We start from the raw sequence: 14,941 nt of genomic DNA, 5'->3' as shown, positions 1-14,941 counted from the left end.
CTTTCGGCCCCGGGGGCTAGACTGGCGCCTTATCCCCGGGGGGCCGCTGTGTGGCGGCTGAGAGGCAGACTGGATCTGCGACCCGCTGAACCTGATCCCGTTAACGCGGGCGGAGGGAGGGAAGCGGCTTTCAGATGAAAGCCGTCGCCTCGCTCCGATAGACAAGGAGCGATGCGCCATGGCCGATATCCCTGCAAAGACCGAGATCGGTGTCACCACCGGCCCGATCCGCGGCAGCCGCAAAGTCCACGTCCCGGCGCGCACCGGCAGCGGCGTGCGCGTTGCGATGCGCGAGATCGATCTCGATCCCGGCTGCGGCGAGCCCCCTTTGCGTGTCTACGACACTTCGGGCCCCTATACCGATCCGGCGGCGCATATCGACATCATGGCCGGCCTGCCCGCGCTGCGGCGTGACTGGATTCTGGCCCGCGGCGACGTCGAATCGTACGACGCGCGACAGGTCCGACCAGAGGATAACGGCCTGTCGGGCCCCGATCGCTCGGCGGGCGTGCCGCAATTCCCCAATGTGGTGAAGCGCCCGCTGCGCGCGAAGCCCGGCGCGAATGTCAGCCAGATGCATTATGCGCGGCGGGGCATCATCACGCCTGAGATGGAATATGTCGCCGAGCGCGAAAATCTCGGCCGCGAGATCGCGCGCGAGCACATCCGCGACGGGCAGGATTGGGGCGCCAGCATCCCCGATTTCGTCACCCCCGAATTCGTCCGTGACGAGGTCGCGCGCGGCCGTGCGATCATCCCCAGCAACATCAACCACCCCGAATCCGAGCCGATGGCGATCGGCCGCAACTTCCTCGTCAAGATCAACGCCAATATCGGCAATTCCGCCGTGGCGAGCGATGTCGCGCAGGAAGTCGAGAAGATGGTGTGGTCGATCCGCTGGGGCGCGGATACGGTGATGGACCTCTCGACGGGGCGCAACATCCACGACACGCGCGAATGGATTCTGCGCAATTCGCCGGTGCCGATCGGCACCGTCCCCATCTATCAGGCGCTCGAGAAAGTCGGCGGCATCGCCGAGGAACTGACGTGGGAAATCTTCCGCGACACCCTCATCGAGCAGGCCGAACAGGGGGTCGATTATTTCACGATCCACGCCGGCGTGCGGCTGCCCTTCGTGCCGATGACGGCGAAGCGCGTGACGGGCATCGTCAGCCGCGGTGGCTCGATCATGGCGAAATGGTGCCTCGCGCACCACAAGGAAAGCTTCCTCTACGAACGGTTCGACGAGATCACCGAGATCATGAAGGCGTATGACATCGCCTATTCATTGGGTGACGGCCTGCGCCCCGGCTCGATCGCCGACGCGAACGACGAAGCACAATTTGCCGAACTCTATACGCTGGGCGAACTCACCAAGCGCGCCTGGGATCAGGACGTGCAGGTGATGATCGAAGGCCCCGGCCATGTGCCGATGCACAAGATCAAGGAGAATATGGACAAGCAGTTGGAGGCGTGCGGCGAGGCGCCTTTCTACACGCTCGGGCCGCTCACCACCGATATCGCGCCGGGCTACGATCACATCACCAGCGGCATCGGCGCGGCGATGATCGGCTGGTACGGCACCGCGATGCTCTGCTATGTCACCCCCAAGGAGCATCTGGGCCTGCCCGATCGCGACGACGTCAAGGTCGGCGTGGTGACGTACAAGCTCGCCGCGCACGCCGCCGATCTCGCCAAGGGCCACCCGGCCGCCAAGGTCCGCGACGACGCGCTGAGCCGCGCGCGGTTCGAGTTCCGCTGGCGCGACCAGTTCAACCTCAGCCTCGATCCCGACACCGCCGAGCAATATCACGACCAGACGCTCCCCGCCGAAGGCGCCAAGACCGCGCACTTCTGCTCGATGTGCGGCCCCAAATTCTGCTCGATGAAGATCACGCAGGAAGTGCGCGATTTCGCTGCCAGGCAGAACGCCGGCGTCGACAGCTTCCTGGCCAGCATACCGCCACGGGAGGGGGATCAGCCCCAGATTGGTGGAGGGGTTGCGCCGCTCGACGAGGCGGCCGCGGAAGAGGGAATGCAGGCGATGAGCGAATTGTACAACGAAACCGGCCGCGAACTGTACATGGGCTCTGGCGGGCGGGAGCACGATTGACGCCGAAATCCAGGGGCGGCGGTATGCCGCCGACCCCTGGGCGGCTCACCTGATTCTCACGCCGTGTTTACGGTGGCAGTCCACCAAATCACCACATCGAGCGACGGCTTAATAATGATACCGGCACTGCGCGACCTCGAGCGTCTGCGCGTCACCCTTGCCGCTTACCCGATACACCAGCCGGTGTTCCTGATCGATGCGTCGCGACCACCAACCCGAAAGGTTGCCACCCAGCGCCTCGGGCTTGCCGGTTCCTTTGAACGGGTGCCGCCGGCATTCCTCGATCAACGCGTTGACCCGATCGAGTTTCTTGCCGCCGATATCCTGCCAGCTGAGATAGTCAGCCCATGCGTCCCGATCGAACGCGATCTTCACGGCGCAATCAGTTCGCGCTCTTCGCCTTCGCCGGCATTGAGACGCTCAATCGCGCCGAGCAGGCGGGCCGCGTTCTTGGGTGAACGCAGCAAGTAAAGCGTCTCCTCGATCGATGCCCATTCGCTCTCGGAAATCAGCACCGCGCCTTCGCCGCGCTGGCGAGTGATCGCGATCGGTGCCCGGTCGGCGATCGCCTGATCGATCACCGACTTGAGGTTTTCTCGCGCTTCGGAATAGCTGATCGCCTTCATGGGGATTTATATGGACAATGTTTTGTACAATATCAACAAAGGCGGACGGTATGTACAGGCGCGCATATCCCCTCCGCGTGCGTCCGCCCGGGTCGCGCACCGAGCATGATTGTCTTGTTCACCCGCGGCCCCGGTCACGCGCTCACGTCGCGCTTACCACCGCTCACCGCAATACCCCGCACGCGCGCATCCGGATCGCGTACCACAGCAGCAGCACCGCCCCGATCCACAGCGCGGCGGTGAAGGCCATGCCGGCGGGAGTGTTGAGGCTCGCGGGCATCGCTGACACGCCGAACTGATACACCGTCCCGATCACCAGCCCTGCCAGCGAGGCGGTGAACGCCCACACCGCCCAGCGGTTCGCCAGCAGCAGCAACAGCGATCCCAGCACCGCGCCCCACACGCCCACCGCCCAGGCCACCGTCATCACCGGCGGAAAGCTGTCGAACCACGCGAGCTGTTCGGGGGTGAAGTTGGCGAGATAGGCCGCATTGTGCGTCTTGGTCATCACATAGTCGACCGCGCCGCCCGCATTCCATATCAGGCTCAGCACGCCCACCGCCCACAGGTGCCAGGGCCGCCGCGCCACCGCGTCGTCATCGCTTGCCATCGCCGTCGTCCTCTCCGCACACGCGTCGTTGGCGCGCCGGCAGAAATAGTATCACGATACGACGAACAGAGGAACTGGCGCGCCAATGCGAGCGTTGATGGGGTTGACCGGGAGGAAGTTGTGGAAGCGGTTATCTATCTGATTGCGATCCTCGGCTGCGGTGATGGCGCGCAAAGGTGCAGCCAGCAGCGCGTCGAACCCACGCCCTACGCCACGATTCAGGCGTGTCGCGCGGCGCTGCCCGAGGCGCTCGCGCGCAACACCGACATCGATTATCCCACGATCGCTGCCGATTGCCGCGCCAGCGGCCCGCTTATCGCTGCACGCCCCGCCGCCCCGCTCGGCTGACCGCCTTCTGCTTCCGTTCGTGCTGAGCTTGTCGAAGCACCGCTCTTTTTGGCGCCTGCCTGCCCTGCTTATGCGTCCACCCCCAATTGCCACAGCACGAAGGCGTGCTCCTCGGCCGCCTCGCGCAAGCTCTCGAACCGCCCCGATTTGCCGCCGTGGCCTGCGCCCATATTGGTCTTGAGCAGCAGCAGGTTGGCGTCGGTCTTGGTCGCGCGCAATTTGGCAGCCCATTTGGCGGGCTCCCAATAGGTCACGCGCGGATCGTTGAGCCCGCCCGAGATGAACAGCGGCGGATAGCCTTGCGCCCGCACATTGTCATAAGGCGAATAGCCGCGGATCAGCTCGAACGCGGCCTTGTCGGTGATCGGATTGCCCCATTCGGGCCATTCGCCCGGCGTCAGCGGCAGCTCGGCATCGAGCATCGTGTTGAGTACGTCGACGAACGGCACGTCGGCGATCACCGGGCCCCATAGATCGGGATCGGAATTGACCACCGCGCCCATCAATTCGCCGCCTGCCGATCGCCCCGCGATCGCGATCCGGCCCTTCGCGGTCCAGCCCCGGTCGATCAGCCCTTTCGCCACGTCGACGAAATCGGTGAAGGTGTTGGTGCGCTTCTCCAGCTTGCCGTCGTGATACCATTGCTGGCCCAGATCGTCGCCGCCGCGGATATGCGCGATCGCATAAGCGAAACCGCGATCGAGCAGGCTGAGCCGCCCGGTCGAGAAGCCCGGCGGGATCGCCATCCCGTACGCGCCGTAGGCATAAAGGAACAGCGGCCGCGATCCGTCCATCGGGAAACCCCTGGGATAGACGATCGACACCGGCACCCCGGTCCCGTCGCGCGCCGCGATCGTCAGCCGTTCGGTCGCATAGTGCGCGGCGTCATAGCCGCTCGGGATTTCCTGCACCTTGAGCGTCGTCAGCCCGCCGCTCGCGACATCGTAATCATACACCGTCCCCGGCGTGACCATCGATTCATAGCCGATGCGCAGGCTCGGACAGGCATATTCGGGGTTGCTGCCCAGCCCGGCGGCATAGCTCGGCTCGGGAAAGGCGATGCGGCGCGACGCCGCCGTGGAATCGTACGAATGGATCTCGATCTGGTCGAGCCCCTCCTCGCGCCCCTCGACCACGAAATAATCGGCGAAGCACGCCATGCCGGTCATGTAGAAATGCGGGCTCGGCGCGATCCGCTCGGTCCATACGGCCGGATTGTCGATCGGCGCGGTCACCAGCCGCCACATCGGATCGATATCGTTGGTGTGGATGAACAGCGTGCCGTCATGCTCGTCGACATCATATTCGCGCCCCGGCTGGCGCGGGGCGACAAGGATCGGTTCGGCGGTAGGGTCGCTCGCGGGGACGAGCCGCACTTCGCTCGTCACATGGTCGCCGGTGGCGATGATGATCCACTGGCGCGACTGCGTTTCGGAGACGCCGACGCGATAGCCCTCGTCGGCCTCGTGATAGAGGACAATATCCTCGGCCGGATCGGTGCCCAGCCGGTGCAGCCGCGCATTGTCGGTCCGCCATTGCGCGTTGGCGAGCCCGTAGAGGAAGCCGCTGTCGTCGGCGGTCCACACGATCTCGGAGAGCATCCCCGGAATCACATCGGGCAGATGCGCGCCGGTCTCGAGATCCTTCACATGGATGGTGAAACGTTCCGACCCATTGTCGTCGATCGCATAGGCCAGCAGTTTGCCGTTGTTCGACACCGAAAACGCGCCGAGCCGGAAATAGTCCTTGCCCTCGGCCAGCGCCGGCTCGTCGAGCAGCAACTGGTCCGCGCCGCCGCCGACGGGCTTGCGCCACCATTTGCGATATTGCCCGCCGGTCTCGAACGCGGTCCAGTACAGCCAGTCGCCGTCCTTTTGCGGTACGCTCGAATCGTCTTCCTTGATGCGGCCCTTCATCTCTTCGTACAGCCGGTCGACCAACGCCCGGTGCGGCGCCATCTCGGCCTCGAAATAGGCATTCTCCGCCTCGAGATAGCCGAGCACGTCCTTGTCGGTGACCTCGGGATACCCCGGGTCCCTGATCCACGCCCAGGGATCGTCGATCGTCACCCCATGCGCGGTGAACGAATGCGGGCGCTGGGCCGCGACGGGCGGGGAAAGGCGATGGCTCATACCCGCAGCCCTATCGCGACCGCCCCCTCGGCGTCGAGGGGGGCATCGCCGATTGACGGCACCCTGATCGTGGCCTTAAGGAAAGCGACTTGCGTTAATGGGCGCGAACAAGGAGCGGGATGATCCGACGATTGGCATGTGCCGGGCTCGTCCTGTTTGCGGCCGCACAGGTCTCGGGCGAGGATATGATTCCCCCCGATCTCGCGGCCGAGGTCAATCCCTTCATCGGCACCACCAATGGCGGCAACGTCTATCCGGGGGCCACCATGCCGTTCGGGATGGTGGCGTTCAGCCCCGAGGCGACCCCGCTGCCGGGCCGGAGCTTCCCGATCGCCGCGCCCGGCGGTTATGAATGGCGCGCCAACGGCATCCGCGGCTTCGCGCTCACGCATCTGTCGGGCACCGGCTGCACCGGGGCGAGCGGCGATATTCCGATCATGCCGGTGACGGTACCGGTCGAGCGCTCGCCGTCGTCGGTCGCGGCCGGGCTCGGCTATGCCAGCCTGCTCGATCACGCCAGGGAAAGCGCGAGCCCCGGCGCCTATGCGGTGACGCTCGACAATCGCGTGCGGGTCGAACTCGGCGCTACCAACCGCACCGCGGTCGGCCGCTTCATCTTTCCGCAAGACCGTCCCGCCAACCTCCTGTTCCGTACGTCGGACAGCGAAGTCGGCAGCACCGCCTCGACGATCCGCATCGATGCCGAGCACCGCACCGTCAGCGGCTCGGTGACGAGTGGTAATTTCTGCGGCTATCTCGCGCCCGATCGGCGCGAGAGCTATTACACACTCCACTTCGTCGCGACGTTCGATCAGCCGTTTACGGTCGGCGGTACGTGGCGCGACGATCAGGTCGTCAAAGGCGCGACCGAGGGCGGGGGCGGCACCACCTACGGCACGCACGGCCACCCGCCCGCGGGCAAGGGGGCGGGCGGCTGGATCGGCTTCGATGCCGAAAAGACCCCGGCGGTGACGATGCGCGTCGGCATTTCCTATGCCGATGCAGCGGGCGCGCGCGCCAATCTGGAGCGCGAAAGCCCGGCGGGCACCAGTATCGAAGCGACGCAGGCGGCGACGCGCGCCGCGTGGAACCGTGCGCTTGGCCAGATCCGCATCACCGGCGGATCGCGGGCCGACCGCACCGTTTTCTACACCGCGCTCTACCACAGCCTGCTCGGCCAGAACCTCTACAGCGACGCCGACGGCCGCTATCGCGGTTTCGACGGCGCGATCCATCGGCTCGCCAAGGGGCAGCACGCGCAATATGCCAATTTTTCGGGCTGGGACGTCTATCGCTCGCAGCTCCAGTTGGTGACGCTGCTCGATCCGCAGCGCGGGTCGGATATCGCGCAATCGCTGCTCAATCAGGCCAATCAGAATGGCGGCGTGTGGGATCGCTGGACGCATCTGACCGGCGCGACCGGCGTGATGAACGGCGATCCCTCGCCCCCCGCGCTCGCGGCGATCTACGCCTTCGGTGGCCGCGCCTTCGATCTCAAGGCGGCCTACGCCTCCTTAAAGCGCGCCGCGACCGTACCGACGGACAAGGATCTCAGCCGCACCGGCTGCCCGGTGCTGTGCGTCGGCCAGCGTCCCGGCCTCGATCAATGGCTCACGCTCCATTACATGCCGGTGGGCGCCCCCGGCTGGGGCTCGGCGTCGGACACGCTCGAATTCGCCGCCGCCGATTTCGGCCTCGCCGAACTCGCGCGCGCCGCCGGCGACAAAGCGGGCGAGCGCCAATTCCGTGAACGCTCGGGCTGGTGGCGCAATCTGTACAACCCCAGGGCGACGCCCGAGGGCGGCTATATCCAGCCGCGCAACGCCGACGGCAGTTGGCCTGCGTTCGACCCCGCGTCGGACGAAGGCTTCGTCGAAGGGTCGGGCGCGCAATATCTGTGGATGGTGCCCTTCGATCCCGCCGGGCTGATCGAGCAACTCGGCGGCAGGGAGGCCGCGACGCGCCGCCTCGACGCCTTCTTCCGCACCCCCGTGGGCGGCTGGGCGGTCACCAAAGCGGGGCCGCTCCATGCCGAACTCGATAACGAACCCTCGATCGCCGCGCCCTGGCTCTACAATTTCGTCGGCCAGCCGTGGCAGACGCAAGCGATTGTCCGCGCCGCGATGCGCCGGATCTGGACCGATAGCCCCGGCGGTATTTCGGGCAATGACGATCTCGGCCAGATGTCGTCCTGGTATGTGTGGTCGGCGCTCGGCCTCTATCCGCTCTATCCCGGCCGCGCCGAACTGGTGATCGGCAGCCCGCTGTTTCCCGCCGCGACGATCGACCGCCCCGGCGGCCGGATCGCAATTCGCGGGGTCGGCGCCGCCCCCGACGCGCCCTTTGTCCAGGCGCTCGCCGTCAACGGCAAGTCCAGCGACCGCGCGTGGCTTCCCGCCGGTTTCGTCGCCACCGGGGGCACGCTCGATTTCACGCTCGGCACCAAGCCCGATCGCCACTGGGCCAGCACCACGACGCCGCCCTCGTTCCACTGATCATCTTTTGTTTGCCGTTATTTCCGAGCCGCCAGATGATTCCATCTGGCTCGACATCACTCTACTTGCGCAGGTGCTTCGCGAAGAAGCGGGTAACCACGTCGAACAATTGCTTCGATTCGGGCAGATCGGGGTCCATGTGAAACGCATGGGGCAACCCCTCCCACACGTGCAGTTCGGCATCGACCCCCTGCGCCACCAGCCGCGAATGCGTATAGACGGTCGAACTCAGCGCGAAATCGCGCGTCGCGGTCGCGAGCAGCGTCGGCGGAAATTTGGCGAGCAGGCCAAGCGAGCGTGCCGGAAAGGCCAGCGGATCGTCGGGCGACACGCCGTGGAAATAGGGGTTCACCGCCATGGTGTGCGCCGAGGTGTCGTAGACCATCCGCGAAGAATCGCCCTCGGTCCAATAGACCCCGCCTTCGCACAGCATCGCGATCGCGCCGGGCAGCGGCAGCTTCTGATCGATCAGCCACGCGACGCTCTGCGCGGTGAGCAGCCCGCCCGCCGAACAGCCGGAAATGCCGATGTTGCGCGGATCATAGTGCTTGATCAGGTCGCGATATACCGCCGCGACATCCTGGCTCGCGGCGGGAAAGGTGAAATCGGGGCCTTGCCGGTAATCGACGCTGACCACCTTGATCCGCCCGATCGCGGCGATGGGCATCGATTCGACCCGGCTCAGCGTCCGCGCGCCGCCCATGAACGCGCCGCCATGCACGTTGATCAGCACGCGTCGCCGGTTCTCGGGGGCCACCCCGCCGCGCGGCGTGACCATTTCGGTCCGAACCCCGCCGATCACCTGATCCTCGATCGAGACGTCGAACAGCGTCTGCAACCGCCGGTACGCGTTCGACGCGTAAAAGGCTTGCGCCTCGCACTCGCGGATCGCGGGAATCTGGTCGTTGGGCGCGCCGGCCATCGACGGGCACGATCGCGGGTCGCCTTGCTCGGGCGCCGGATTGCGCTGTGCGGCAAGGTGCTGCCGCGTCTCCGCGCTCAACAGCGTCGATTCGGGGATCGCGATCGCGGGGGCGTGGATCGTCCCGTCGGCGTCCACCGTCTGCGCGGCGGCAGGGGCGATGGCAAGCCAAGGCGCGGCGGCCAGCGCCAGACTGCGGGAGATCCAGCCCCTCGGCCAGCCCCTCGATATGCCGATGTAGCGCATTGGCGTCCTCCCCTGCGGGCGCGTGTAGCAGCAATAGTTCCATACAAGAAATATTATTTTGTATGTGAGACGCGACGGTGCGGTGCGATCCTTGCCCCTCCGATCGGTGCAGCCTGTCCTACACGCTGGAAATCTGCCACAAGGGGCGCCTCAGCGATGCCCGCCCGTGCCCTGCATCCGGGGTGAGGAAGGGTGCCGCGCCAGAGCGTCAACTTTGTCAACTTGAGAGCGCTCGCCAACACCAGTTCGAGGAACCTGCATGTCCACTTATGCTGCCCGACTCGAGGCCCTTCGCGCGCAATTGAAGCGGCAGACGCTCGATGGTTTCGTCGTGCCGCTCACCGACGAGCATATGAGCGAATATGTCGGCGCCTATGCGCAGCGCCTCGCCTGGCTCACGGGCTTTGAAGGTTCGGCCGGCAGTGCGGTGGTGATGCCCGAACAGGCCGCGATCTTCACCGACGGGCGCTACACGCTTCAGGTCCGCCAGCAGGTCGATGGCAGCCATTGGCAATATGTGCCCGTGCCCGACGTCACCATCGCCGATTGGCTGGCGGAGCACGCCGCCGCCGGCGCGCGCGTGGGCTATGATCCGTGGCTTCATACGCGCCACTGGGTCGAACAGGCCTCGGCGGCACTGGCTCAGGTCGGCGCGGCGCTGGTGCCGGTCGAACACAACCCGATCGATGCCGTCTGGGCCGATCGCCCCCAGCCGTCCGATGCCAGGCTCGCGGTCCAGCCCGATGCCGCCGCGGGCAAGTCCTCGGCGCAGAAGCGGCAGGAAATCGCTGACTGGCTCGCTGCGGAGAAGGCCGACGCGGTCGTGCTCTCGGCGCTCGATTCGATCGCCTGGGCGCTCAACGTGCGCGGCGGTGATGTCGCGCACACGCCGGTCGCGCTTGCCTATGCGATCGTCGCGGCCGACGGCACCGCCGATCTCTACGTTGCCCCCGATAAAGTGACCGATGCGGTGCGCCAGCATCTCGGCAATGCGGTGCGCCTCCATGATCGCACCGCTTTTGCGCCCGCACTCGCCGGGTTCGCGGGGCGGCGCATCGCCGCCGATCCCGACAATGCCGTCGCCGCGATCTTCGACGCGCTTGAGGCGGGCGGCGCGACCGTGCTGCCCTTGCGCGATCCCGTGGTGCGCACCAAGGCGATCAAGAACGCGGCCGAGATCGCGGGCCACCGCGCCGCGAGCGTCCGCGACGGCGCCGCGCTCAGCCGCTTCCTGCGCTGGGTCGAGGAAACCGCGCCCAACGGCGGGCTGACCGAGCTCGATTGCGTCGCCAAGCTGCTCGACTTCCGTCAGGCGACGGGCAAGCTCAAAGACACGTCGTTCGACACGATCTCGGCCACCGGTGCCCACGGCGCCAGCCCGCATTACCATTCGACCCCCGCATCGAATGCCGAACTCAAGCCCGGCGACCTGTATCTGGTCGATTCGGGCGGCCAATATGAAGACGGCACCACCGACGTCACCCGCGTCCTGTCGATTGGCGAGCCGACCCACGAGATGAAGGATCGCTTCACCCGCGTGCTCCGGGGCAATATCGCGCTCGATAGCGCCTTGTTCCCGCCTGGCACCAACGGCGGCCAGCTCGATGGTTTCGCGCGGCGGCCGCTATGGGAAGTCGGGCTCGATTATGCGCACGGCACCGGTCACGGCGTCGGCGCGTACCTCTCGGTCCACGAAGGCCCGGCGCGGATCGCCAAGCCCAATTATCCCGGCGGCGGACCCTCGGTTCCGCTCGAACCCGGCATGATCCTCTCGAACGAGCCCGGCTATTACAAGGAAGGCGAATACGGCATCCGCATCGAGACGCTGGTGCTCGTCGTCGAGCGCGCGGTGCCGCGGGGCGACATGCCGATGCTGGGGTTCGAAACGCTGACGTTCGTGCCGATCGAACGCTCGCTGATCCTGCCCGAACTGCTCAGCGCGCGCGAACTGGCCTGGCTCAACGCCTACCACGCCAAGGTGCTGGAAAAGATCGGCCCCGAGCTGGACGGCGACGACCGCGCGTGGCTCGAAGCCAAATGCGCGCCGATCGGGTAGCGCATATACATGCCGTTCGTGCTGAGCCTGTCGAAGCACCGCTCTTTCTTGCGCTGGAAGAAAGCGAGTCGGCCCTCCGACAGGCTCAGAGCGAACGGAAGGGCCTACCGTTCGAGCGTCGCCATGAAGCGGACCTTGGGATAGCGATCGGCGACATAGCCGATCTCCCACGCGGTCTTGGCCATGAAGACGGGATTGCCGTCGCGGTCCCTGGCCATCGCGCCGCGGTTGAGGTCGGTGAACGCCTTGAGGTCGGCGGCATCATCGGCCGCGACCCAGCGCGCGGTTTCGAACGGCGCGATTTCGAGCGCGGCGCCGACCTTATATTCGGCCGCGAGCCGGCTCAGCAGCACGTCGAGCTGGAGCTGCCCGACCACGCCGATCACCCAATTGGCGCCGATCTCGGGGTAGAAGACCTGCGTCACGCCTTCCTCGGCCATGTCGTCCAGCGCCTTGCGCAACTGCTTGGTCTTGGTGGGGTCTTTCAGCACCACGCGGCGCAGGATCTCGGGTGCGAAATTGGGCAGTCCGGTAAAGCGCACCGCCGCTTTCTCGCTCAGCGTATCGCCCACCCGCAGCGTGCCGTGGTTGGGAATGCCGATGATGTCACCCGGAAACGCCTCGTCGGCCAGCTCGCGATTCTGCGCGAAGAACAGGATCGGCGAATGCACCGCGATCGGTTTGCCATGCCCCGTCGGGGTCAGCTTCATGCCGCGCCTGAAGGTGCCCGAGCACAGCCGCATGAACGCGATTCTGTCGCGATGCTGCGGGTCCATATTGGCCTGTACCTTGAACACGAACCCCGTCACTTCATTATTGTCGGGGGCGATGGGGGCCGGCTCGGCGGGCTGCGATCGCGGCCCCGGCGCATAGGCCGCCAGCGCATCGATCAGTTCGGCAACGCCGAAATCCTTGAGCGCCGAACCGAAATAGACCGGGGTCAGATCGCCATGCTGATACGCCGCCGCGTCGAACGCCGCATAGCCTGCCCCGGCCAGCTCGATTTCGTCGCGCGTCTCCTCGGGCAGCGTCGGCGCGTCCTCGATCCGGCCGTGGAAATCGCGGCTCGGCCCGTCGGGGCGCGCGATGCGATTGCGGGCGATGTCGTACACCCCCTCGAACGTGCCGCCCATGCCGACCGGCCAGCTCATCGGCGCGACGTCGAGCGCAAGCACGTCGGCGATCTCGTCGAGCAATTCGAACGGTGGCCGCCCCTCGCGATCGACCTTGTTGACGAAGGTGATGATCGGCACGTTGCGCAGCCGGCACACCTCGAACAGCTTGCGCGTCTGCGCCTCGATTCCGCGCGCCGCGTCGATCACCATCACCGCCGAATCGACCGCGGTCAGCGTGCGATAGGTGTCCTCGCTGAAATCCTCATGTCCCGGCGTGTCGAGCAGGTTGAAGGTGATGCCCTCGCGTTCGAACGTCATCACCGACGAGGTGACGGAGATGCCGCGCTGCTGTTCGATCGCCATCCAGTCGGAGCGCGCCCGCCGCGCCGCGCCGCGCGCCTTGACCTCGCCGGCGAGATGGATCGCGCCGCCCTGAAGCAGCAGTTTCTCGGTCAGTGTGGTCTTGCCTGCGTCGGGATGCGCGATGATCGCGAAGGTACGGCGGGGAGAAGGGGTCATGCGGGGGCCCATAATGCATGCCGGCGCGGGCTGGCATCTTTTTATTGGAAAGGGGGGTGTGGGGGCTACGCCACCAGCGTCACGGCCATCCCGATTCGCTTGTCCTGGCCCGGCGGAATCGTGAACACGCCGGGCTTGGAGCGGAAGTCGCCGGTGAAATCGTGCGGGTCGGCGATGCCGTGCCACGGCTCGATGCACACGAACGCCGCGCCCGGCTTGGTCCAGATGCCGAGTGCGGGCGTATCGGGAAATGCCACGTCGAGCGCTGGGCCCGCGCCGGCGCCGTACCGCACGCTGCTCGAGTGCACGGGGTCCCAGATCAGCGCGTCGTCGGTAAACAGCGCATCGTCGAGCGCCAGGACGCGCCCCTCCAGCGGCGAGCGGCGCGCGCGGTCGGCGATCAACCCCTCGGCATCGACGCGCTTGAGCGCCCCTGGCTCGTCGGTCGAGAAGGTGATCATATGGTCGCCGCGCGCCGCGCCATAGGGCAGCGGCCAGGCGAATGCCGGATGGAAGCCGAATTGCGCAGGCATCACGATGCCCGACCGGTTGGTGATCCGCGCGTCGATCGCCAGCGTCGCCGCGGTGATCGTGAAGCCGATCTCAAGCGCGAAGGCATAAGGATAATGCGCCCGCGTCGCGGCGTTGTCGGTCAACTGGAAACGCGCGCTCGCGGCGGTCGTCTCGATCACCTCGAAGCGATGATCGCGCGCAAAACCGTGCTTGGGCATCGCGTAGCTCTTGCCCGCGAGCCGGATCGTCCCGTCGCCAACGCATCCGATCACCGGAAACAGGATCGGCGCATGCTTGGGCCAGAACGCCGGATCGGCGTCGGTCATCAGGTCGCGGCCGGCGGCATCGCGCAGATGCGTCAACTCGGCACCCATCGGATTGATCGCCGCCGACAGCCGGTCGCTGGCAATCCCGATCATGTCGTGGTCCGTCATCGCCGACCCTCCGCGGTTGAGTGGTGCCTCCCCGACGCATTGCCGGGGCGCCGTGGCTTTATTGGTCGCGCGCTACCTGAAAGCCAGCGAACGACTGGCTCACGGGCATCAGTTCGAGCGTGTTGATGTTGAGGTGCGGCGGCAGCGTGGCGACCCATAGCATCGTATTGGCGATGTCCGCGCCCGTCATCGGGTTCGCGCCGCCATAGAGCGTGTCCGACGCCTGCTGGTTGCCGCCGGTGCGCACGACGGTGAATTCGGTTTCGACCATCCCTGGCTCGATCGAGGTCACGCGCACCCCGGTGCCGGCGAGATCGGATCGGATCGCGAGGCTGAACTGGCGCACGAACGCCTTGGTGCCCGCATAGACGTTGCCGCCCGGATAGGGATAGGTACCCGCGACCGATGCGAGGTTGATGATCGCCCCCTTGCGCGCGATCAGCGCGGGCAGCAGCTTGCGCGTGATCGACACCAAGGCGGTGACATTGGTGTCGATCATCGTCTTCCACTGATCGAGCACGGCGTCCTGCGCGGGCACCGTGCCGAGCGCGAGCCCGGCATTGTTGATCAGCAGGTCGATTGCGCGAAAGCTCTCGGGCAAGGCATCAAGCGCGGTATCGCGCGCGCCCTCGTCGCGCACGTCGAACGCGGCGCCGTGGAAGGAATCCCCCAGTTCGGCCGCCAGCGCATCGAGCCGCGCGCGGCGCCGCCCGGTGCCGATCACCCGCCACCCTGCGCCCACAAACGCCCGCGCGGCGGCCTCGCCGATCCCCGCGGTCGCGCCGGTGATAAGAGCTGTGCGCATGGATGGT

General features: G+C 66.4%; 12 protein-coding genes and 1 riboswitch. Of the genes, 4 read left to right on the top strand and 8 right to left on the bottom strand.

The window, feature by feature from the left end:
• Positions 1 to 26: 26 nt before the first annotated feature.
• Positions 27 to 135, top strand: a riboswitch (TPP riboswitch).
• A 43-nt stretch (positions 136 to 178) separates the two neighbouring features.
• Positions 179 to 2,113, top strand: a complete 1,935-nt coding sequence (gene thiC / locus NFE57_RS14735; RefSeq protein ID WP_252136352.1) for a phosphomethylpyrimidine synthase ThiC — start codon at positions 179 to 181, stop codon at positions 2,111 to 2,113.
• Between the two features lie 108 nt (positions 2,114 to 2,221).
• On the opposite strand, the gene NFE57_RS14730 is transcribed toward thiC, so the two are convergent.
• The 3 genes from NFE57_RS14730 to NFE57_RS14720 all read right to left on the bottom strand — a co-directional run bounded on the left by NFE57_RS14730 (position 2,222) and on the right by NFE57_RS14720 (position 3,349).
• The gene (locus NFE57_RS14730; protein ID WP_252136351.1) at positions 2,222 to 2,488 is read right to left on the bottom strand and encodes a Txe/YoeB family addiction module toxin; all 267 of its coding nucleotides are present in this window, start codon (positions 2,486 to 2,488) and stop codon (positions 2,222 to 2,224) included.
• Positions 2,485 to 2,739 carry a type II toxin-antitoxin system Phd/YefM family antitoxin gene (locus NFE57_RS14725; protein ID WP_252136350.1) on the bottom strand — a complete coding sequence of 85 codons (255 nt, stop codon included), beginning with the start codon at positions 2,737 to 2,739 and terminating at the stop codon, positions 2,485 to 2,487. The genes NFE57_RS14730 and NFE57_RS14725 overlap by 4 nt, the downstream gene beginning before the upstream one ends.
• A 163-nt stretch (positions 2,740 to 2,902) precedes the next feature.
• Positions 2,903 to 3,349 (bottom strand): hypothetical protein, encoded by a 447-nt coding sequence (locus tag NFE57_RS14720; protein WP_252136349.1) that lies wholly within the window; start codon positions 3,347 to 3,349, stop codon positions 2,903 to 2,905.
• A gap of 120 nt (positions 3,350 to 3,469) precedes the next feature.
• Here NFE57_RS14720 and NFE57_RS14715 point away from each other — a divergent pair, with 120 nt between their 5' ends.
• Complete coding sequence (locus NFE57_RS14715; RefSeq protein WP_252136348.1) at positions 3,470 to 3,697, top strand: hypothetical protein; 228 nt, start codon at positions 3,470 to 3,472, stop codon at positions 3,695 to 3,697.
• 68 nt (positions 3,698 to 3,765) lie between these two features.
• Here NFE57_RS14715 and NFE57_RS14710 read toward each other — a convergent pair whose 3' ends face one another.
• A complete protein-coding gene (locus NFE57_RS14710) occupies positions 3,766 to 5,829 on the bottom strand; it encodes a S9 family peptidase (protein ID WP_252136347.1) in 2,064 nt (687 codons plus the stop codon).
• Positions 5,830 to 5,948: 119 nt separating this feature from the next.
• On the opposite strand from NFE57_RS14710, the gene NFE57_RS14705 reads away from it, so the two are divergent.
• Positions 5,949 to 8,324, top strand: a complete 2,376-nt coding sequence (locus NFE57_RS14705; RefSeq protein ID WP_252136346.1) for a GH92 family glycosyl hydrolase — start codon at positions 5,949 to 5,951, stop codon at positions 8,322 to 8,324.
• A 61-nt stretch (positions 8,325 to 8,385) separates the two neighbouring features.
• On the opposite strand, the gene NFE57_RS14700 is transcribed toward NFE57_RS14705, so the two are convergent.
• Entirely contained in the window at positions 8,386 to 9,492 is a 1,107-nt protein-coding gene (locus tag NFE57_RS14700; RefSeq protein WP_252136345.1) for an alpha/beta hydrolase, read from the bottom strand.
• Between the two features lie 259 nt (positions 9,493 to 9,751).
• On the opposite strand from NFE57_RS14700, the gene NFE57_RS14695 reads away from it, so the two are divergent.
• Positions 9,752 to 11,548: an aminopeptidase P family protein gene (locus tag NFE57_RS14695; RefSeq protein ID WP_252136344.1), complete on the top strand. Its 1,797-nt coding sequence runs from the start codon at positions 9,752 to 9,754 to the stop codon at positions 11,546 to 11,548.
• 104 nt (positions 11,549 to 11,652) lie between these two features.
• On the opposite strand, the gene NFE57_RS14690 is transcribed toward NFE57_RS14695, so the two are convergent.
• The 3 genes from NFE57_RS14690 to NFE57_RS14680 all read right to left on the bottom strand — a co-directional run bounded on the left by NFE57_RS14690 (position 11,653) and on the right by NFE57_RS14680 (position 14,934).
• Positions 11,653 to 13,182 (bottom strand): peptide chain release factor 3, encoded by a 1,530-nt coding sequence (locus NFE57_RS14690; RefSeq protein WP_252136343.1) that lies wholly within the window; start codon positions 13,180 to 13,182, stop codon positions 11,653 to 11,655.
• A gap of 65 nt (positions 13,183 to 13,247) precedes the next feature.
• Positions 13,248 to 14,129, bottom strand: coding sequence for an aldose 1-epimerase family protein (locus NFE57_RS14685; protein ID WP_252136342.1), 882 nt, complete (start codon positions 14,127 to 14,129; stop codon positions 13,248 to 13,250).
• A 58-nt stretch (positions 14,130 to 14,187) separates the two neighbouring features.
• The gene (locus NFE57_RS14680) at positions 14,188 to 14,934 is read right to left on the bottom strand and encodes an SDR family NAD(P)-dependent oxidoreductase (RefSeq protein WP_252136341.1); all 747 of its coding nucleotides are present in this window, start codon (positions 14,932 to 14,934) and stop codon (positions 14,188 to 14,190) included.
• Between the last annotated feature and the right edge of the window lie 7 nt (positions 14,935 to 14,941).

The organism is Hephaestia sp. MAHUQ-44 (assembly GCF_023806085.1).
In the GTDB taxonomy this organism is placed as follows: Bacteria; Pseudomonadota; Alphaproteobacteria; order Sphingomonadales; family Sphingomonadaceae; genus Sphingomonas.
Note: the sequence above shows the minus strand (reverse complement) of the source record. Positions and strands in the feature narration are given on the sequence as shown.